Here is a 19,585-nt window from a genome sequence, read left to right on the forward strand (position 1 = left end):
CTCAGGCTGATTGCATGCAGAATGTATTCCATTTGCTGCCTCTATTTAGAGAGAACGTCTTCTAAAAAGGTTGTCTTCTCATTGAGTTGTCATTCAAAATCATTTCCTATTGAGGTAGAAATCAAGAGAAGACGTACTCTTTTTCCTGTTGCGTGTTGATAGGGTTTATTGCAACTTATCAAATCATTTGATTATTGTTCAAACTCAGCACGCAGCACATTGATGACATGATCCACGGTTTCTTCTTCGAGGTCGGCCTTTTCTACGAGCATTTCGCGTGGTGCATTGAGCACTGCTTTAGCTGTATCCAAGCCGATACTCTTAATGGCTTCAATCACCCATTGGTCGATTTCGTCAGAGAATTCATCCAAGTAGATGTCCTCATCTGCTTCACCTTCTGGAACCTCACGGAACACATCAATCGTAAATTCGGTTAGCATGGATGCCAATTTAATGTTTAATCCACCGCGACCGATAGCCAAACTAACTTCTTCTGGTTGTAGATATACCTCAGCTTTATGGTTTTCTTGATCAATGTTTATGCTGCTTACACGTGCCGGACTCAAGGCTCTTTGGATAAAGAGGTTGATGTTCGACGTATAGTTTACAACGTCAAGATTCTCATTGCAGAGTTCACGTACGATGCCATGTACGCGACTTCCCTTCACACCTACACATGCACCAACTGGGTCAATGCGGTCGTCAAAGCTCTCAACGGCAATCTTTGCACGTTCTCCCGGCATGCGGGCAATCTTGCGGATAGCAATAAGTCCGTCGTTAATTTCAGGTACTTCTGCCTCAAGCAAACGCTCCAAGAAGAGTGGACTTGTGCGTGAAAGGATAATCTTTGGATTGTTGTTCTCGTTGTCTACGCGTAAGATGACAGCGCGAACTGTCTCACCTTTGCGATAAACATCAGCCGGAATCTGTTCACTTTTCGGTAGAATCAGCTCATTGTTTTCGTCATCTACGACCAACACTTCACGTTTCCAAATCTGGTAAACCTCGCCAGATATAATCTGACCTACACGGTCTTTATATTTATTATAGAGTGTATCGTGCTCTAATTCTAATATCTTTGATGCCAAGGTTTGACGTAGATTCAGGATGGCACGACGGCCGAATTTCGCAAAGTTTACTTGTTCCGAAACCTCTTCACCCACCTCATAATCGGGTTCAATCTTACGGGCTTCGGTCAATGCAACCTGCTTATTCTCGTCCTCAACCTCACCATCTGCCACTACAATTCGGTTGCGATAAATCTCAAAGTCGCCTTTGTCTGGGTTCACGATAACGTCGAAATTCTCGTCACTACCAAAGATTTTAGCGAGCACATTGCGGAAACTTTCCTCCAAAACGCTCACTAACGTTGTGCGGTCAATATTCTTCGTCTCCTTAAACTCACGGAAGGTGTCAATCAAACTGATTGAATCTTCTTCAATTTTTCTTGCTGCCATAGCTTTATTTGAAACTTATTAAGTATTTAGTATATTTTACATTATCCATATTGAAAGTGTGGTCTACATCCATTTTCTGGGGGCGTTTCTTTCCTTCCACTTTCACTTTCTCGTTTACGGTCACTGTAAAGTCGTTACCATCAACGCTCTTTAGCACGCCTTGATACTTCTTTCCATCAGCATCCAACACTTCAACCTCCTTACCAATGAAGTTGATGTATTGCTGAAGTACCTTGAAAGGCTGACCTAAACCAGCTGAACCTACCTCGAGTTCATAGTCTTCTTCGTCACGACTGAGATGGTCTTCTATATACTTACTCAAGTCCACACAGTCTTCAATCCAAACGCCATCAGCGTGGTCAATCTCAACAACAATCTTGTCATCTTGGCTGATTTCTATGCCCACAAGAAAGTATTCCTTGCCTGACAGCCATTCTTCTACTAACTTTTTTACGACGTTTTTGTCAATCATATATGTCTTATTAAAATAAAATGAGGAACTCTCTTTGGAGTCCCTCATTCCACTGAACGCTGCAAAATTACAAATAATATCTGTAATATGCAACTAATTCGTGTTTTTTATTTAGGATGGTTGGTTTTCTTTTTAAGGCAAAACACGAGTCGAAGTCTTATTTTTCTGGTTTCTCCTTTTTCCTTTCCATGGTATAAAACGACTGATTCTGCTATGCTGAAAATCACACTTAATTCTAATCTTCATGTCTTGTGATACCATTCTTCTTATATTGTCATAGCGCAGATGCTGGCTATTCTTTTCAAGATGTGCAGTTCATTACTCTTAGAAGTGTAATTCTTTGTTTTAATCTTTATTGGCATTTTCATCGAAAAAACTTTCATCTTTTCTTGTGGATAAGATTTATTTTGCTATTTTTGCACGCATAATTGTGAATGAATTAAAATGATAAGACTATGTATTGGACACTAGAATTAGCCTCAAAACTTGAAGATGCACCTTGGCCCGCGACTAAAGAAGAGTTGATAGACTATGCTGTTCGTTCGGGCGCTCCATTAGAAGTATTAGAAAATCTGCAAGAAATAGAAGACGAAGGTGATGTTTATGAAAGCATCGAAGACATCTGGCCAGACTATCCTTCAAAGGATGATTTCTTGTGGAATGACGATGAATATTAAATAAGTAGCTTCTGTTGGGCCGCTCCAACAAGTGGAGTTGTTGTTTGACAAAGGCTTCTTGATATTGCTATGCTTGTGGATTCATGAGACGGCGTGCAATGGAAAAGAACATCTCTCAAAGGGTTTGTTTCTCGAAATATCCTTGTTTGGGAGATGTTTTTTTATGACCTTTTTCTATTATTTAGGGTGTTTCGTGTCGGCATAAATGGATAAGGTTCGGCTTGTTTCTGTCGAATGAAAGTCTTATTTTATTTTTATCTCAACTTCGTTAATATCTTTCTGATGTTCAATGTGTTACAATGCGAAATCTAATTACTATGATTTTACGCTGTAAAATGAGTGGAATGATAGGATGAAATGGTGCTGTTTACGAGACGATTTGCCGCAGATGAGATAATAATAGGTGGGCGAATATGTTTTTATGCAATAAATTTCGTGCAATAATATATAAGGATTCGCGTTATATAAGCGTGCATAAAACGATTAGATTTCTTTTGTCAGTGATGCTCGTTTGGGTTGCTGTGACAGCCAAAGCGCAGTATGATGCAGCCTTCTGTCATTATTTTGACATGGAGACTTCATTCAATCCTGCTGCTGCCGGAAAGGAAAACAAGCTCAATGTCAACTTGGCTTATGCGCTGAATTTTACGGGTTTTGAGAATCATCCGCGTACGATGTATGCCTCTGCCGACCTGCCTTTTTATGCCATGCGGTGCTATCAAGGAGCCGGAGTGCAATTCGTTAACGAGAAAATTGGACTTTTCACGCATCAGAAATTAGGCTTGTTATATGCTGCTCAAACGAAGTTTGTTGGGGGAAAGCTACGTGTTGGTCTGCAGGTTTCACTACTAAATGAGAGCTTTGATGGCTCAAAAGTCGACCTCTCTACACCCGGAGATCCGGCCTTTGCGACTACAGATGTCAACGGAAATGGCATAGATGTTGGTGCAGGACTTTACTATTTGCAGCGCCATTGGTATGCCGGTGCATCGGTGCAACATTTGAATCGCCCCAAGATTCGTATGGGGGATGTCAATGAATTGCCGGTTTCTCCCACTTATTATCTGACGGGTGGATACAATATTCAACTTAGAAATCCGTTCTTAAAAATAAAACCTTCGGTGCTTTTACGCACAGATGGTAAGGCCTATCGGGCGGATGTAACCGGAAGATTGGTTTATTCGCACGAAGGAAAAATGCTTTATGGCGGCATCAGTTATAGTCCGACAAACTCTGTTACGGCCCTGATTGGCGGAACTTTCCATGGTGTTGTGGTAGGTTATAGCTATGAAGTTTATACCTCAGGACTAAGCCTTGGCAATGGAAGTCATGAGCTTTTTGTGGGTTATCAAACGGAACTAAACCTCGCAAAGAAAGGCAAAAACAAACATCAAAGCGTTAGAATCTTATAACAACAGACAATGAAACATAAGATAAAGATAGGGTTATGGCTCCTCATAACAGGTTGTATGATGACGGGTTGCTTTAGTGGTAAGGGCCTGTCTATGGCCGGAAAAGGGGGCGAAGTCGTGGGAGTAGGTGGCGGAAGAGCCTTTTCTGAGCCTACACCTTATGGCATGGTAAAGGTTGAACGAGGCTTCTTGCACATGGGACTTGATAAGCAAGACTCGCTCTGGGGAGAGAAAACACCGAAGAAAGACATCTCCGTGGATGGCTTTTGGATGGATGAAACCGAGGTAACAAACTCCAAATATAAACAGTTTGTGATGTGGGTTCGCGACAGTATTCTGCGTACTCGTTTGGCCGATCCTGCCTATGCAGGCGACGAAAGCTATATGATTACGGAAGATAAAGATGGAAACGCCATCACACCCCGCGTCAACTGGAAGAAGCCTTTGCCTCGAAAGCCTAATGAAGATGAGCAGCGTGCCATAGAAAGTCTTTATGTTACGAACCCTGTTACAGGCGAAAAACTTCTTGATTGGCGTCAAATGAACTATCGTTATGAGATTTATGATTACTCGGCTGCAGCCCTTCGGCGCAATCGTATGAATCCCGAAGAACGATCGTTTAACACAGATGTGCTTACAAATGACGACGAACCGGTGATGATTTCAAAGGATACCGCCTATATAAATGACGAGGGAAAGATTGTTAGACAGACGATAGATAGACCACGAACTGGCTCTTGGGACTTCCTAAATACATACATTGTGAATATCTATCCCGATACAACGTGCTGGGTAAATGACTTTAAGAACGCTGACAATGAAATGTATTTGCGTAACTATTTCAGTAATCCTGCCTATAATGATTACCCAGTTGTGGGCGTCACTTGGGAGCAAGCGAATGCCTTTTGCGCATGGCGTACGGACTATTTACTTAAGGGATTAGGCGGTGAAGCGCGTTATGTTCAGCGCTATCGCCTACCTACTGAGGCCGAATGGGAGTATGCTGCACGTGGTAAAAGCGGTAATGAGTTCCCATGGGAAAATAGAGATATGAAGAATGGTAATGGCTGTTTCTATGCTAACTTCAAGCCCGATCGTGGCAATTATACCGAAGATGGCAATCTCATTACAAGCAAAGTGGGCATCTATGGGGCTAATTCTAACGGACTTTTTGATATGGCTGGCAACGTGGCGGAATGGACAAGTACGGCATATACGGCTTCGGGCGTAGACGCAATGAATGATATTAACCCGCAACTTGCTTATAATGCCGCCAAAGAAGACCCCTATGCACTGAAGAAAAAGAGTGTGCGCGGTGGCTCATGGAAGGACCCTGAAAGCCTGATTCGTTCGGCTTGGCGTTCTTGGGAGTATCAAAACCATCCGCGTTGTTACATTGGATTTCGTTGTGTTCGAAGCCTCGCCACGTCAACAAGTAGTAATAAAAGCAAGAAAAAATGACAAGATATAGTAAACTAAACATCGTCTATCGTCTGCAAAAGTGGATGGACAGTGTGCCCGGTCAGACCTTTTTGAACTATGCATATAGCTGGGGTGCCTCTATCGTTGTACTCGGAGCACTCCTTAAGTTGATTCATATTGAGGGGGCAGACCTTTGGCTTATCTTTGGTATGGGTACTGAAGTTGTGGTGTTCTTCCTATCTGCTTTCGACCGTCCTTTTGACAAAACAACAGATGGAATGGAACTCCCCACTCATCTAACGGATGAATATCTCACCCGAACGGATGAGGTTTCGGCTAATGTGAAGCCTTCGGTTGCGCCGCAGATACAGGCTCAACCAATGACGACGGCAGCCCCCGCAGTGGCAAAGACAGCATCGCTGACGGAACAAGTAGCTTCAATAGCGCTTCCGAAAGTAGACCCTGCAATGGCTGAAGCCCAACAAAACTATGTTGAAGAACTAACGAAACTCACCGAGATTCTTGGCAAAGTAGGGGCGCAAAGCACTCGTCTCACACGCGATAGTGAGGAGATGGAGAACCTCAATCGAACGCTTACAGGCATCACAAAGGTGTATGAGATGCAGTTGAAGAGTGCCAGTCAGCAGATTGGAACTATCGATCAGATTAATGAACAGAGTCGTCTTTTGGCGCGACATATTGAACAACTCAATGCAATCTATGCCCGGATGATTGAAGCAATGACGACAAACATGCGTGCAGCTGCACCAAATCAAACCCCAACGCTCTAATGGCTATTAAGAAAAGACTGGTATCTCCGCGTCAGAAAATGATCAACTTGATGTATATAGTCTTGTTGGCCATGCTCGCACTCAATATCTCTACCGAGGTGTTGGATGGCTTTTCAATCGTAGAAGACAGTCTAAACCGCACAACAGGCAACGCTACTCAAGAGAACATTTCATTGTATCGGGACTTTGAAATGCAGATGAAACAGAACCCCGAAAAGGTGAAAGCGTGGTTTGAAAAGGCTACAGCGGTGAAGCAAATGAGCGATTCTCTCTTCGACTTTGCACAGCAATTGAAAGTCGCTATCGTAAAGAATGCAGATGGAAAAGACGGAGATGTCAATCAGATTAAGAACAAAGATAACCTTGATGCGGCTGGAGAGGTGATGTTAGCACCATTGACTGGGAAGGGAAAGGCACTCTTCTTGCGTGTTAATGCCTATCGAGAGCGCATCTTGAATCTTATAGATGACCCACATCAGAAGCGCATTATAGCAGACAATCTCTCTACAACTGTTCCACAAAAAGCACGCCTTCAGGGCAAGAACTGGCAGGAATATATGTTTGAGAATATGCCAGTTGCCGCCGCAGTTACCTTGCTTTCAAAGCTTCAAAGCGATGTACGTTACGCCGAAGGTGAGGTACTTCACACGCTCGTTTCAAACATTGATGTGAAAGATATCCGTGTAAACAAGCTCAATGCCTACGTGATTCCTGAGAAAACTACGCTCTATCCGGGCGAACGTTTCAATGCTTCCATCGTCATGGCAGCCGTAGATACGACGCTACAACCCCAGATATTTGTCAACGGACAGCGTGTAATGTCGCGCAATGGACAATATAGTTTCACGGCATCGGGCGTTGGAGAACATAGCCTTAGCGGTTACATCTTGATGCAAAATCGTAGGGGTGACCTCATACGTCGTAACTTCTTACAGAAATATAACGTTGTTCCTACACCCACAAGTGCCACCGTTGCCGCCGACATGATGAATGTTTTATATGCTGGTTACCCTAATCCGATGAGCGTAAGTGTGCCGGGTGTGCCTGCCAATGCAGTCTCAATATCAATGACAGGAGGGGGATTGACAGCGAAAGGCAATGGACATTTCATCGCCACTCCAGCCGCAGTAGGTCGTGATGTCACGATACATGTCACGGCACGAGACAATGGTCAGGTCAGAACGCTACCTCCTTTTGTCTTCCATGTGCGTAAGTTGCCCGACCCATCTGCCTATATCGCTCTTGGAACAAACCGCTTTAAAGGAGGTGCAATGGCTAAAGCTGCGTTGATGGGAGCGTCGGGTATCCATGCCGCTATTGATGATGGACTCCTCGATATCCCTTTCCGCGTGTTGAGTTTTGAAACTGTTTTCTTTGATAATATGGGCAATGCGGTCCCTGTTGCATCAGCAGGAGCAAACTTCTCTGACCGCCAACGTGAGACCTTCCGCAGCCTATCACGAAACAAAAGATTTTATATCAGCCATGTTAAAGCCGTTGGTCCTGACGGAATCACACGCACTTTGACAGGGGCTTTGGAAGTAATTGTAAGATGATGATAAAGAAAAAAAGACTATATGTAATGCTGTTGGCAGCCCTCTGCTGTATGAATGGCAGGGCACAGTCACCGCTTCGACAGGCTGAAGCGGCTGCAAAGGTGAAGAAAAGCAATGCCAATAACTTGACATTGAGAGCCAAACTGATGTATCCAACGCAAGAACCGATGAGCGAAGATGTGGTCTGGCGTCGTGACGTTTACCGCGAACTGAATCTCAACGATAATGCCAATGCGGCCTTATACTACCCTGTTGAGCCTACGGATGGACGCATGAATCTCTTTACTTTGCTTTTTAAATTGATGATGGCAGGCCCAAGTCGCGGCGGAATTAACGTCTATCAATATCGTCTTGACGGTAATGAGAGGTTCTCAGATGACTCAAAAGTGCAGCCACTTACATTCTTAAATGACCACCATATCTATTTTGAACGTACGGATAAAGGCGTGCATATAGACAACAGTGACATACCATCGGCCGAAGTAAAAGGCTATTATCTCAAAGAGAGTTCATACTTTGATCAAGCTACTGGGACGTTCCACACGAAGGTACTTGCCTTATGTCCCATCATGGAACGACTGGATGATTTCGGTGATGGCACGACAAAATATCCCCTGTTTTGGGTGAAATATGACGATATTGCGTCTGCACTTGCCAAACAAACTGTTATGACAAGTAACCTAAATAATGCCGCAGTGATGAGTCTTGCAGACTATTTTACCATGAATCTTTACAAGGGAAAGATCTATAAAACGACAAATATGTTGGGCCAGACGCTATCACAATATTGCAAGAATGATAGTGCATTGAATCAAGAACAGCGTCGAATTGAGCGCGAGATTGCTACTTTTGAAAAGAATATATGGGGCGATTCGTCGCGCAAAGACTCGTTGGATAGCGTTGCAAAGGCTGATACAAAAACATCTAAAAACAAGCGATTGACAAACCGCCGAGCAACAAATAGTGCGCCAACCAGCGTGCGTCGCAATCGTAGAGCTTCGTCAGATGGTGGCTCTTCTGTGTCAGGTCAGGCACGCGTTACTGTGCGTCGGCAGCGTCATTAAAACCACATAACATTAATAGATAAAAAGAATTAGAGTATGAAAAGAATTAGAGTAGCTTTTGTTATGGCCTTACTGATGCTTTGTTGCATCACAGCTGAGGCAAAGATTCGTTTCGGTTTAAAGGGCGGATTGAATGTCACAAACATGACTTTTGATAAACATGTCTTTGACAGAAGTAATCAATGTGGATTCTTTTTCGGTCCAACGGTGAAGTTTGGCTTGCCACCTACGGGGCTCGCTGTAGATATTTCAGCCCTCTATGACAAGCGACAGGCGAAGCTAACTGTGGCAGATGAGGCGCTTGTTCAGCAGCAAATCATTGTTCCAATCAATGCCCGTTATAGCGTAGGCTTAGGAGATAATGCCAGCGTTTTCTTCTTTGCAGGCCCTCAAGTCGGTTTCCCTGTGGGCAAAAAAGACCATTCTATTGTCGACGATAGAGCGCAATGGCAGGTAAAAAAGTCTAATTTCAGCGTGAACTTAGGCTTTGGAGTCATGCTGCTTCAGCACTTCCAACTTAGTGCCAACTATAATGTTGCGTGCGGAAAGACGGCAGAGATGACCGCCAGTCAAGCGGTTGAATCGGGGCTGGACGCCTTAGCCGGCAAGTCAACCAATGCTCGTGCCAACGCTTGGCAAGTGGGATTGACCTATTATTTCTAAAAAATGATGCCATGGCGAGACTCCTTTTCTATGATGATAAGGAGCTTCCTGTGTAGCACATCAATAGGGGAGAGGAACTACTTTATATAAAAAGGTCGGTTGAAATTTAATGAATCGTAGTCAAATCCGATAGAAAACGACTATATGATGCTGTTGATTCTCCATAAGAAATGAAAGAACAATGTTTGTAAAAGCATTGTTCTTTTTGCTTTTTCATCGTCAAACGGCTTGCATGGGCAAGCCTTTTCCGTCGCTCATTACTGCGATGGCAAAGAACAGAAAGAACGACATCATTGACACAACCATGAGTAGAAGCAGCATGAAAGCACTCATCCATTTGCGTGCTTTAACGTATTGCAGCATGACATAAAGTTGAGTTATTAGTGTCACAATGATTAAACAGAGCCATAACCATAATGCTGCATTGCCCCAATGGTTTGTTAAACCAACGCTGACGACTAAGCTAAAGACCGCTGTGAGCAGTGGCCATAGCCCCCAATATCTTAGTATGAATTTAAGTGCGGCTTTCATTGTTATGCGTTATTCTTCAGTAGATGGGTGACCAGATGTTTTGTTTGCTGGGCTGGGTTGAATGAAATGTTTTCACCATTCAGCCGACGTGATGATAAAAATACATAGCCATGACGTGGCAAGTGCATCATGAATCACGTCACAAAAATAAGACTTTATTTTTTAGTTTCAAAGAGATGCAAGTACAAAAAGAGGCAGCTTCGCGTTTCATGTCATCGAAAGCGACTCATCATCTGTGCCATTTCATCGTGCAAAATGCCCCATTTCATCGTGTGTTTTGCGTCATTTTGTCGTGTGAAATGAGTCAGATTGCTCCCTCGTTATTTTCAAACGAGAATAAAACAAAAAAGGAATCCTCTTGTGAAGGATTCCTTTTCTTGGCGCTTCAAGATGGGCTTGAACCAACGACCCCCTGATTAACAGTCAGGTGCTCTAACCAACTGAGCTATTGAAGCATTGTTGCAAAGTTCATTTCTGAATTGCGGTTGCAAAGATAAGACATTCTTTTTGAACCGCCAAATAATTTTAGAAAAAAAATCATTTTATGCTTGTTTTCATGAAATTTAATGGAGAGAGTAGTGGTTTTACATTGATATATATTACTTTTGTACAATTATGAAAAAACTATTGCTATACATTTTAGTGTTGCTTTCCTTGCCTGTTGCAGCACAAAACGATAAGGACCATAACTTCAATGTGGCCAAAAATCTTGAGGTGTTCAATGCCATTTACAAGAATCTCGACTTACTTTATGTCGACAAATTACCTGCTGATACCGTTATTGGGACTGCTATTGAGTCGATGCTTGACGCCCTTGACCCTTACACAGAATATTATCCACAGGCGAAAGGCAATGACCTTAAGATGATGATGACTGGTAAATATGCCGGTGTTGGAGCCTTAATACGTTATAGTCCGAAATATAAGAATGTGTTCATTGATGAGCCTTATGAGAACATGCCGGCTGCAAACGCGGGATTAAGAAAGGGAGATTTCATACTTGCAATCGATGATTTGTCGATGGAAGGCAAGTCAACTCAGTTTGTAAGTGACCATCTTCGAGGAGATGCCGGCACGACATTTGTCATTGAGATTCGACGCCCTTCAACGGGTAAAATCATGAAGATGAAGATCACACGCGGTGCAATTAAGATGCCTGCAGTGCCTTATTTTGGGTTGTTAAATCATGGCGTTGGGTATATCAATTTGAATCAATTCACCGAGGGATGTGCCAAAGATTTCCGCCGCGCTTTTGTCGAAATGAAGAAAGACGGCATGCAAAAGCTCATCATAGACCTAAGGAATAATGGTGGAGGATTAGAGAGTGAAGCCGTTAATATCGTGAATCTTTTTGTACCAAAAGATGTGACTGTTGTTTCCAATAGAGGCAAAGTGAAACGACTTGACCATGATTTTAAGACGACATCAGAACCAATCGACACCGTGATGCCTATCGTTGTGCTCGTCAATGGCAATACCGCAAGCTCAAGTGAGATTACTGCTGGCGCGCTGCAAGACCTTGATCGGGCGGTTGTAATGGGTACGCGTACCTATGGGAAAGGCCTTGTTCAGACCACGATTGACTTGCCATATAATGGAAAGATGAAGCTAACGACACATAAATATTACATTCCAAGTGGTCGTTGTATACAAGCAATTAACTACCGACACGACCGAGTTGGTTCGACAGAACACGTGCCCGATTCGCTCAGTAAGGTATTCCATACGTTGCATGGACGTGAAGTTCGTGATGGCGGTGGCATCAAACCAGATATTGAAATCAAGCCCGATACGGCGTCAAATATTCAGTCTTACCTGATGTCGGTGATTGATTCGACGGAAACAGTGCTTGATTTCGTGATTGACTATGTGGCAAAACATCCCACAATTGACAATCCATCGAAGTTTGAACTCACCAATGCTGACTACGAAGCCTTTAAGCAACACGTGCTGAAAAGTGGCTTTAAATATGATGGTGTGAGTGAAAAGATCTTGAAAGAGCTTGTGAAAACGGCTAAGTTTGAAGGTTATTATGATGATGCAAAGCCTGAATTTGAAGCAATAGAAAGCAAGTTAAAGCATAATGTTGCTAAGGATTTGGATTATAATCGTGAGCGAATTATGCAGGCATTGGCAAGCGATATAATCGGTATTTACTATTATCAGCGTGGCACAATTGAATATACTCTGAAACATGATAAGCAGGTAAAGGCGGCTGAAAAGCTGTTGGATGACTCCAAAGAATATAAAGAACTGCTTGCGCCTCGTGTGGTTTCAAAAAGTGTAGTGAGCCGAAATCGTAAGTAGAAAAGTTTTAATTGTTTACCGACGGCAGTCATATCATTAGCCGAAAGAGGCTTAAGGAAATCAAAAATAGCCCTGAATGAAGTCGTTAATTGTCTTTAAGGGGAGAATAAAATAAAAGCGGAGATGCTGCCAGAGCACCTCCGCTTCTTTTTAATTTGCTTTATTCAGCGTGCTTATTTCTTCAACTTCAAGTCGTAGCTGAGCTTAGAAGCAGCCTCTTCAGCTTGGTCGTTAACCATGCGAAGCGTAGAGTCGTTAACAACTTTGAAGTAAGTTGTGTCCTTGCCTAAAGCGAACTTATAAACTGTTACGTCTTTACCATCAACCTTCTTTGTTTCAACAACCTTCTTACCTGTATAGTCTTCAGGCTTTGCTTGGGCTTTTGAAGATTGGATGTGTAGTGCGAAACCATCAGTAGAATCATTGGCGAGTTTCAATGTGTAGACTGAACTTGCGTCAGCACCAGGGATTTCTCCCTCGTAAACAAAAGTATCAACAGCAACTGTATCGGTTGCAGCTGAGTCATTACCAGCTGCATTTGCAGCAGTCTTACCATTGTTTTGGCATGCTATCATCGCTGCACTTGCAGCAAAAAGCAACATTACATTTCTTAAATTCTTCATAACTCTTGTGTTTGTTAATAATTAAATATCGGGTGCAAATATAAGGAATTACATGATTAGTTGTTTCAGATTGTGTGGTAAAATTGGTTAAAACGTTTTACTTTCTCTTTCTCTTCTATCATTAACCCCTATCTTTTAACGATTCTTTTCCCTTTTCTTCCGTTCTTGTTTGGTGTCTATTGGCTCTTATTTTTAGGTTTTACAGGCGTATTTTATGATTCGTTTCGTGTCTACCTGTGCGTCTATCCACTTTCTCATCTGTTTGTCTCTTGTGATTTAACGATTTGGAACTTTGTTACTTTTAATTTGTAACGAAAACATAAGAAAACGGAACTAATTATGTTAAAAGTAGCACTTAAAAGTAACTTTTTGCAGAAAACGTTTGGAAGTAATCTAAACATTTCTTAATTTTGTAACCATAAATATACTTTTATAAAAGTTAAATAATAGAAGAGACTACGAGAAAAAGGGTTGTGTCTAATAATTCTTTTGGTGAAGAAAAAATAGTTACAAGGTTCGGAATACGTACCCTTTGTGACGCTGACGCTATCTGTGTGGGGTAGTTTTAGATTATATACGTACTATATATAATGAGGTATAAGGATAAGAAAACAAACAAATAATTAATTATAACTTAAAGAGAGAGATTTTATGGAAAAAAGACTAATGATGTTTTTGGTAGGCCTTTTCCTCAGTGTTGGAATGGCTTTGGCACAAACACAGGTTTCAGGTACAGTTGTCTCTGGTGAAGATGGTGAGCCTATTATTGGTGCTTCAATTAAGGTTGTGGGCACAAATACGGGTACAGTGACTGATACCGATGGTAAGTTCTCGCTTTCTACACCAGCCGGTTCGCGTTTAGAGATTTCGTATATCGGCATGCAAAGCAAGACAGTGAAAGCCGGACCAAATATGAAAGTCACCTTGGAAGCCGAGAATAAGACCTTGGATGAGGTGATGGTTGTTGCTTATGGAACTCAGAAAAAGTCTGCTTTTACAGGTTCTGCAGCAACAGTTAAGTCTGATGATATTAGCAAAGTACAGGTTGCAAGCCCTGTAGAGGCCTTGAAAGGTAAGGTATCTGGTGTTCAGATGCAGCAGAGTTCAGGCCAGCCGGGACAGACTTCATCTATTCGAATCCGTGGTATTAGCTCCATAAGTAGCGGACAAGCCCCACTATATGTCGTTGATGGATCTCCTTTCGACGGTGATTTGAACACGATAAATCCCCAGGATATTGCTGACATTACAGTGCTTAAGGACGCTGCTTCAGCTGCACTTTACGGATCAAGAGGTGCAAATGGTGTCATCTTGATTACCACAAAGGTTGGTAGAACCAATCATGCAACTGTGACTGTTGATGCTAAGTGGGGCGTAAACTCTCGTGCGCTTCGCAATTATGACTATATAAATAGCCCAGCAGGTTACTATGAAACATGGTACAAAGGACTTTATAATTATGCTCGCGACAAGCAGAATATGACGGATTTGCAGGCATTCCAGTTTGCAAACGGACATCTTACAGACTCTTCTGACTATGGTTTGGGCTACAATGTCTATACCGTTCCGACAGGAGATATGCTTATTGGTAGCAATGGTAAATTGAATCCACGTGCCACTTTGGGTAATGTGGTAACCTATAAGGGACAGAAATATCTGCTTCGTCCAGACAATTGGATTAATGCAACCTATCGTAATGCACTCCGCCAAGAGTATACTGTCTCTGCAACGGGTAGCACAGACAAGTCTACTTTCTATGCTTCTGCCAACTATCTGAACATGAAAGGTATCACGGCGGGTTCAAGTATGAAGCGCTTTACAAGCCGTTTGAAGGCCGACTATCAGGTTAAACCTTGGATGAAGATAGCCGTAAACATGAACTATGCGCATTATGATAACAACCAAGTTAGTGATGATGGTGAGGAAAATAACTCTGGAAACCTCTTTACTTTGCTTCAACTTGCTCCAATCTATCCTTTATATATGCGCGATGGAGATGGCAAAATATTGATTGATAGCCGTAATGGCTTGCAGCGCTTAGACTATGGTGATAAAGGCTTTGCAGGCTTGACACGTCCTATTTTGGCTCAAGCCAACCCACTTTCTGATATCTATGCAAACACCAATAACATTAATGGTAACACCTTTAATGGCGTTGGTACGGTCGAGATTAGATTCTTAAAAGACTTCAAGTTCACATCAACCAACAGTGTATATTTAGACGAAGACCGAGACATTTTCGTTCGAAACCCATGGTATGGGCAGTTCGCCAGCTCGAATGGTGTATCCAATATACAACACAATCGCCGTTGGTCTTACAACTATCAGCAGTTACTTAACTGGCATCGTACATTCGGATTGCACGAAATAGACGCTATGCTTGGTCATGAATATTACCGTACTCGTAGCTATGCTCTTGTGGGATCAAAGAAAAATATGTTCTCAAACAGCTACACAGAACTATCTGGTGCTGTGACAATGCAAAATGTAAACTCGTCACGTTCTGACTATAATACCGAAGGCTTTTTCGGCAGAGTAAATTATAGTTACGCTGATAAGTACTTCGGAGAACTTTCTTATCGTCGCGATGCTTCCTCTACTTTTGATCCTAAATACCGTTGGGGTAACTTCTGGTCTCTTGGTGGTGCCTGGATTATCTCTAAGGAAAAATGGTTCAATGCGAAGTTTGTTGATGAGTTAAAGTTCAAAGTTTCTTATGGCTCTCAAGGCAATGATGGCATCGGTAGCTATCGTTATGTTGATACTTATACGATTACTTCGTCAGCAACAGACGTTGCTTTATTGCCTGGAACACTTGGAAACCAGAATGTTTCTTGGGAAAAACAGGGTATGTTTAATACCGGATTTGATTTCTCTTTGTTCCGTCAGCGCTTGTCAGGAAGCTTTGTTTTCTTCTACAGAACAACGAAAGATATGCTCGCTTGGGTAGCTCTTCCTCCATCTTATGGCTGGACTGGTTTCTACTCTAATATCGGAGATATGCGCAATGCGGGTATCGAAGTCGAACTTAATGGCGATATCATTCGCACAAAGGACTTCGTTTGGTCTGCTAAATTCAATCTCTCTTCTTATAGCAACCGCATCACTCGTCTTGCAGATAAAAACAAAAGCCGTGTCGTAGAGGGCTATAAGGGTTATACAAGTGGTAACAAGTTCTATGCAGAGAACCTCTCTATGTACACCTATCTGTTGCCTAAGTATGCAGGAGTAGATGCTAACACGGGTGAGGCCCTTTATTATAAAGACACTTATGAGATGACTGCTGCGGGCACACCAAAGTTGGATGACAATGGACAGCCTATTGTTTCAGGCCGTACAACGGTAAAGAATTCTTCGGAAGCAACCGAATATCTTTGTGGAACTGCACTTCCTGATGCTTATGGTGGCTTTGGAACGTCGCTTACTTGGAAGGGCTTTGACTTCTCGGTTGATTTCGCTTATCAGTTAGGAGGCCAAGTGTTTGATGGCAATTATCAAAGTATGATGGCGCTAAATCGTGGTGGAAACCTCCACAAAGACATTCTTGGTGCATGGAGTGCAACCAATAAGAACTCTTCCATTCCACGTCTTCAGTATAATGACCAATATACCGCTTCTTCGAGTGATCGCTGGCTTACCAGTGCTTCTTATTTGAGTTTGCAGAACGTAAGCTTTGGTTATACATTGCCAAGACAAGTCGTTAGCAAGATTGGTGTAGCCAATGTACGTTTCTATGTCGTAGGCGATAACCTCGCATTATTTGCAAAACGTCGTGGCTTAGACCCTCGACAGAGTGTCACAGGAGCTGTTTCTTCTCAGTATTATTCACCAATTCGTACGGTCTCTGGTGGTTTAACAGTAACATTCTAATGTTTATATTATGAGAAATTTATATAAAAATATAGTAAAGACACTATTGGTTTCTACTCCCTTCCTGCTCACTGGATGTATTGAAGAGACTGAACCAATGAACGGAAATGCAACGTTGTATCAAATAGAGGGTAATGAGCAAGCTCAGGATGCCATGGTTAATGGCATGCCAGCAATGTTTAATTATATCTTCTCAAGAGGCGATCACTACTCCTTTGGCTATGGAGGTATCATGCATATTCGTGACGTTATGACGGGTGATATGGCTACAGTGCAGAGCAACTATGACACTTTTGACGTCTTTGCTCGTGTGAGAAGTATGGGTCCGAGGTATGTATACATGCAGTATGTATGGAACTATTACACGAAGTTTATACTTACAACGAATAACGTAATCAAGAAATTCAAATCATCATCAGATAAAGATTCTGAAAAAGGAAATTTGGGATTGGGTTATACTTTCCGTGCACTTTGCTATTTGGATATGGCTCGTATGTTCGAGTTCCTGCCCAATGAGAAGTTTCCTTCAGGGAAGAATGCCGAGGGAGTAGACGTTACTAACCTCACCGTTCCTATTGTAACAGATACTACTTCGCAAGAATCTTCTCGCAAAAATCCAAGGGTTACGCGTGAAAAGATGTTTGAGTTTATTAAGTCAGACTTAAATAAAGCTGAGACGCTTATCCCTTATTATAAGAACAATAAAAAGTGGATGCCTAACTTAGCTTGCGTATATGGTTTGAAAGCTCGCCTTTATATGTGGGTTGAAAAGTATGATAGTGCACAGATTTATGCACGTAAAGCCATTGACGAAAGCCACGCAACACCGATGACAAAGGAGCAAGCTTTGGATACACGAAGTGGTTTTAATCAGGCAGATCCATGGATGTGGGCGTCTTCACAGACTGCTGACGATGCAACTGTAAAGTCTAAACTCAGCAACTGGACATCGTACTTGTCTAATGAAACCGAATGGGGTTACACCTCTTATGGTGGTCCTGTGATTATGATTAGCCGCGACATGTACGACCGTTTGTCTGATACAGACTGGCGTAAGTTAGAGTTTAAGGCTGTTGATGAGACTCATTTAGATTCCCTAAACACCTATTGTGATAATCAGTTCAAGAAGGGAGGTACACAAGAATTGCCTACTTATGCTTCTCTTAAGTTCCGTCCTGGCGGTGGAGATGTAAAGAGTAATACTGTTGGTGCAGCCACCGCATTCCCTATTATGCGTGTAGAAGAAATGTATTTCATTGAGGCTGAGGCTGCCGCACATCAGAATCCTGCCCAAGGAAAGACGCTCTTAGTGAACTTCATGAAGAAATATCGTGATGCAAACTATAGCACAACAGCTTCTACAAAGGATGCTGTGGTTGAAGAAATTGTATTCCAAAAGCGTGTAGAACTATGGGGTGAAGGTCAGACTTTCTATGACATCAAGCGTCTGAACTACTCAGTAAAGCGTGCTTATACAGGCACTAACTTCAAGGAAACGGCGCGTTATAACACCAATGGTCGCCCTGCTTGGATGAACTTCTGTATCGTTAGAAACGAAGGAAACAATAATGATGTGTTGTTAACAACCAATAATCCAGACCCATCTGGACTTTATGAACCTGTAAGATAAACAGAAAATGAAGAATAAAATATTTCAAATGAGTTTGTTGGTTGCCTTTGCTGCAGCCACACTCAGTGCTTGTAGTGACTCTTATGAATATGAAGGCGCAAGCTTGTCAACAAAGAATGCTGCGATAAAGGCTGATGGAAAAACTTCCTTAACGGTGGTAAACCCATCTGAAAATAGCTTTGACATCGTTGTACAACGCATTGATTCAACACAAGCCGGAGAAGTAAAATTGGAGTCTTCTAATAGTAAGTTCTCTGTTCCTGCTACGGTTTCGTTCGCTGCAAACGAGGGAACGAAGAAGGTAACTGTAACCTATAACGTTGCAGGTGGTAGCACTGAATCGGCTACAATCTCTGTAGCTGCTGACCAAGCTTATGAATATCGTGTGACATCCCTTGTCTATGAAGTAAGTCGTTTGAATGTAGTTGGTACACAAAGTATCACCTATAAGTCTGCACTTGGCGGCTTTGTATTGACAACAGATGCCTATAAACTCGCTGATGGAACCTATTTCTTGCCTGCAAACAAGAATGGTTTTGATTATGATGTAGAGTTCAAAGTGACCAATGGTTCAGTCATTATCCCTGGCCAACGCGCAATGATTCATCCGAAATATGGTGATATTTACATCTGCGGTAATGCCAATGGGGACGCTGCTCTCACTGCAGATGGCATCTCAGGTAGTGGAGTTGCCGGCACAATGGATGCTACTACGCACGTAGCTTCATTGAAAGTATATCATGCAGTGCCAGGTCGTGGTGCATTTGGAAATATGTCCGATGTCTTGAAATTCAACTAATCACATCGCATAACGATAAAAGAAAGCGCGTCAGTAAAGCTGATGCGCTTTTTTTGTTGTGTCATTTCCTGTTTTGTGGTATGCCATTTCGTGTTTTGTGGCATTCCATTTCATGTTTTGTTTCATGCTATTTCGTGTTTTGTGGTATGCCATTTCGTGTTTTGTTTCATGCTATCTCGTGTTTTGTTTCATGCTATCTCGTGTTTTGTTTTATGCCATTTCGTATGCCAAGCCGTTTATATTGCTCTTTCCCTTCGCCCCTATTGTTTATTCGAATCGTTGAGGGAAGGGGTGCAATTAAGTTCAGAATT

General features: G+C 42.4%; 15 protein-coding genes and 1 tRNA gene. 11 read left to right on the forward strand and 5 right to left on the reverse strand.

Annotated elements, in window-relative coordinates; all coding sequences use genetic code 11:
* Window positions 1-191: 191 nt before the first annotated feature.
* Together nusA and rimP are read right to left on the reverse strand one after the other, a co-directional pair.
* A complete protein-coding gene (gene nusA, locus HMPREF9145_RS11870) occupies window positions 192-1,457 on the reverse strand; it encodes a transcription termination factor NusA (RefSeq protein WP_007134763.1) in 1,266 nt (421 codons plus the stop codon).
* 4 nt (window positions 1,458-1,461) lie between these two features.
* Window positions 1,462-1,929 carry a ribosome assembly cofactor RimP gene (rimP, locus tag HMPREF9145_RS11875; protein WP_021826690.1) on the reverse strand — a complete coding sequence of 156 codons (468 nt, stop codon included), beginning with the start codon at window positions 1,927-1,929 and terminating at the stop codon, window positions 1,462-1,464.
* A 455-nt stretch (window positions 1,930-2,384) separates the two neighbouring features.
* On the opposite strand from rimP, the gene HMPREF9145_RS11880 reads away from it, so the two are divergent.
* From HMPREF9145_RS11880 to HMPREF9145_RS11910, 7 genes are all read left to right on the forward strand, one after another.
* Window positions 2,385-2,606: a DUF2795 domain-containing protein gene (locus HMPREF9145_RS11880; protein WP_021826704.1), complete on the forward strand. Its 222-nt coding sequence runs from the start codon at window positions 2,385-2,387 to the stop codon at window positions 2,604-2,606.
* Window positions 2,607-3,109: 503 nt separating this feature from the next.
* Window positions 3,110-4,018 (forward strand): PorP/SprF family type IX secretion system membrane protein, encoded by a 909-nt coding sequence (locus HMPREF9145_RS11885; RefSeq protein ID WP_196809780.1) that lies wholly within the window; start codon window positions 3,110-3,112, stop codon window positions 4,016-4,018.
* A gap of 9 nt (window positions 4,019-4,027) precedes the next feature.
* Entirely contained in the window at window positions 4,028-5,479 is a 1,452-nt protein-coding gene (porK, locus tag HMPREF9145_RS11890; protein ID WP_021826691.1) for a T9SS ring complex lipoprotein PorK/GldK, read from the forward strand.
* A complete protein-coding gene (gene porL / locus HMPREF9145_RS11895) occupies window positions 5,476-6,231 on the forward strand; it encodes a type IX secretion system motor protein PorL/GldL (protein ID WP_021826680.1) in 756 nt (251 codons plus the stop codon). The genes porK and porL overlap by 4 nt, the downstream gene beginning before the upstream one ends.
* Entirely contained in the window at window positions 6,231-7,787 is a 1,557-nt protein-coding gene (gene porM / locus HMPREF9145_RS11900; protein WP_021826636.1) for a type IX secretion system motor protein PorM/GldM, read from the forward strand. The genes porL and porM overlap by 1 nt, the downstream gene beginning before the upstream one ends.
* On the forward strand, window positions 7,787-8,851 hold the full coding sequence (porN, locus tag HMPREF9145_RS11905) for a type IX secretion system ring subunit PorN/GldN (RefSeq protein ID WP_036907757.1): 1,065 nt from the start codon (window positions 7,787-7,789) through the stop codon (window positions 8,849-8,851). The genes porM and porN overlap by 1 nt, the downstream gene beginning before the upstream one ends.
* A gap of 36 nt (window positions 8,852-8,887) precedes the next feature.
* Entirely contained in the window at window positions 8,888-9,514 is a 627-nt protein-coding gene (locus tag HMPREF9145_RS11910) for a porin family protein (protein ID WP_021826733.1), read from the forward strand.
* 219 nt (window positions 9,515-9,733) lie between these two features.
* Here HMPREF9145_RS11910 and HMPREF9145_RS11915 read toward each other — a convergent pair whose 3' ends face one another.
* Both HMPREF9145_RS11915 and HMPREF9145_RS11920 read right to left on the reverse strand, forming a co-directional pair.
* Window positions 9,734-10,045 carry a hypothetical protein gene (locus tag HMPREF9145_RS11915; protein WP_036907708.1) on the reverse strand — a complete coding sequence of 104 codons (312 nt, stop codon included), beginning with the start codon at window positions 10,043-10,045 and terminating at the stop codon, window positions 9,734-9,736.
* A gap of 378 nt (window positions 10,046-10,423) precedes the next feature.
* Window positions 10,424-10,500 (reverse strand) — tRNA-Asn (locus HMPREF9145_RS11920).
* A 160-nt stretch (window positions 10,501-10,660) separates the two neighbouring features.
* On the opposite strand from HMPREF9145_RS11920, the gene HMPREF9145_RS11925 reads away from it, so the two are divergent.
* Complete coding sequence (locus HMPREF9145_RS11925) at window positions 10,661-12,352, forward strand: S41 family peptidase (protein WP_021826715.1); 1,692 nt, start codon at window positions 10,661-10,663, stop codon at window positions 12,350-12,352.
* A 173-nt stretch (window positions 12,353-12,525) separates the two neighbouring features.
* Here HMPREF9145_RS11925 and HMPREF9145_RS11930 read toward each other — a convergent pair whose 3' ends face one another.
* Complete coding sequence (locus HMPREF9145_RS11930) at window positions 12,526-12,975, reverse strand: copper resistance protein NlpE N-terminal domain-containing protein (protein ID WP_007134751.1); 450 nt, start codon at window positions 12,973-12,975, stop codon at window positions 12,526-12,528.
* 651 nt (window positions 12,976-13,626) lie between these two features.
* Here HMPREF9145_RS11930 and HMPREF9145_RS11935 point away from each other — a divergent pair.
* The 3 genes from HMPREF9145_RS11935 to HMPREF9145_RS11945 are packed head-to-tail and all read left to right on the forward strand — an operon-like array spanning window position 13,627 to window position 19,274.
* Window positions 13,627-16,845, forward strand: a complete 3,219-nt coding sequence (locus tag HMPREF9145_RS11935) for a SusC/RagA family TonB-linked outer membrane protein (RefSeq protein ID WP_021826651.1) — start codon at window positions 13,627-13,629, stop codon at window positions 16,843-16,845.
* A gap of 10 nt (window positions 16,846-16,855) precedes the next feature.
* Complete coding sequence (locus tag HMPREF9145_RS11940) at window positions 16,856-18,475, forward strand: RagB/SusD family nutrient uptake outer membrane protein (protein ID WP_036907711.1); 1,620 nt, start codon at window positions 16,856-16,858, stop codon at window positions 18,473-18,475.
* A gap of 28 nt (window positions 18,476-18,503) precedes the next feature.
* The gene (locus HMPREF9145_RS11945) at window positions 18,504-19,274 is read left to right on the forward strand and encodes a hypothetical protein (RefSeq protein WP_155945318.1); all 771 of its coding nucleotides are present in this window, start codon (window positions 18,504-18,506) and stop codon (window positions 19,272-19,274) included.
* Window positions 19,275-19,585 lie beyond the last annotated feature (311 nt).

Source organism: Segatella salivae F0493, from assembly GCF_000477535.1.
Lineage (GTDB): Bacteria > Bacteroidota > Bacteroidia > Bacteroidales > Bacteroidaceae > Prevotella > Prevotella salivae.

Excerpts from the sequence above, each read along its gene's own strand:
- HMPREF9145_RS11935 (WP_021826651.1), top strand. The coding sequence starts at position 13,627 with ATGGAAAAAAGACTAATGATGTTTTTGGTAGGCCTTTTCCTCAGTGTT.
- HMPREF9145_RS11885 (WP_196809780.1), top strand. The coding sequence starts at position 3,110 with ATGCTCGTTTGGGTTGCTGTGACAGCCAAAGCGCAGTATGATGCAGCC.
- porL (WP_021826680.1), top strand. The coding sequence starts at position 5,476 with ATGACAAGATATAGTAAACTAAACATCGTCTATCGTCTGCAAAAGTGG.
- HMPREF9145_RS11930 (WP_007134751.1), bottom strand. The coding sequence starts at position 12,975 with ATGAAGAATTTAAGAAATGTAATGTTGCTTTTTGCTGCAAGTGCAGCG.
- porK (WP_021826691.1), top strand. The coding sequence starts at position 4,028 with ATGAAACATAAGATAAAGATAGGGTTATGGCTCCTCATAACAGGTTGT.
- HMPREF9145_RS11915 (WP_036907708.1), bottom strand. The coding sequence starts at position 10,045 with ATGAAAGCCGCACTTAAATTCATACTAAGATATTGGGGGCTATGGCCA.
- HMPREF9145_RS11880 (WP_021826704.1), top strand. The coding sequence starts at position 2,385 with ATGTATTGGACACTAGAATTAGCCTCAAAACTTGAAGATGCACCTTGG.
- HMPREF9145_RS11945 (WP_155945318.1), top strand. The coding sequence starts at position 18,504 with ATGAGTTTGTTGGTTGCCTTTGCTGCAGCCACACTCAGTGCTTGTAGT.
- HMPREF9145_RS11925 (WP_021826715.1), top strand. The coding sequence starts at position 10,661 with ATGAAAAAACTATTGCTATACATTTTAGTGTTGCTTTCCTTGCCTGTT.
- nusA (WP_007134763.1), bottom strand. The coding sequence starts at position 1,457 with ATGGCAGCAAGAAAAATTGAAGAAGATTCAATCAGTTTGATTGACACC.
- rimP (WP_021826690.1), bottom strand. The coding sequence starts at position 1,929 with ATGATTGACAAAAACGTCGTAAAAAAGTTAGTAGAAGAATGGCTGTCA.
- porM (WP_021826636.1), top strand. The coding sequence starts at position 6,231 with ATGGCTATTAAGAAAAGACTGGTATCTCCGCGTCAGAAAATGATCAAC.
- porN (WP_036907757.1), top strand. The coding sequence starts at position 7,787 with ATGATAAAGAAAAAAAGACTATATGTAATGCTGTTGGCAGCCCTCTGC.
- HMPREF9145_RS11940 (WP_036907711.1), top strand. The coding sequence starts at position 16,856 with ATGAGAAATTTATATAAAAATATAGTAAAGACACTATTGGTTTCTACT.
- HMPREF9145_RS11910 (WP_021826733.1), top strand. The coding sequence starts at position 8,888 with ATGAAAAGAATTAGAGTAGCTTTTGTTATGGCCTTACTGATGCTTTGT.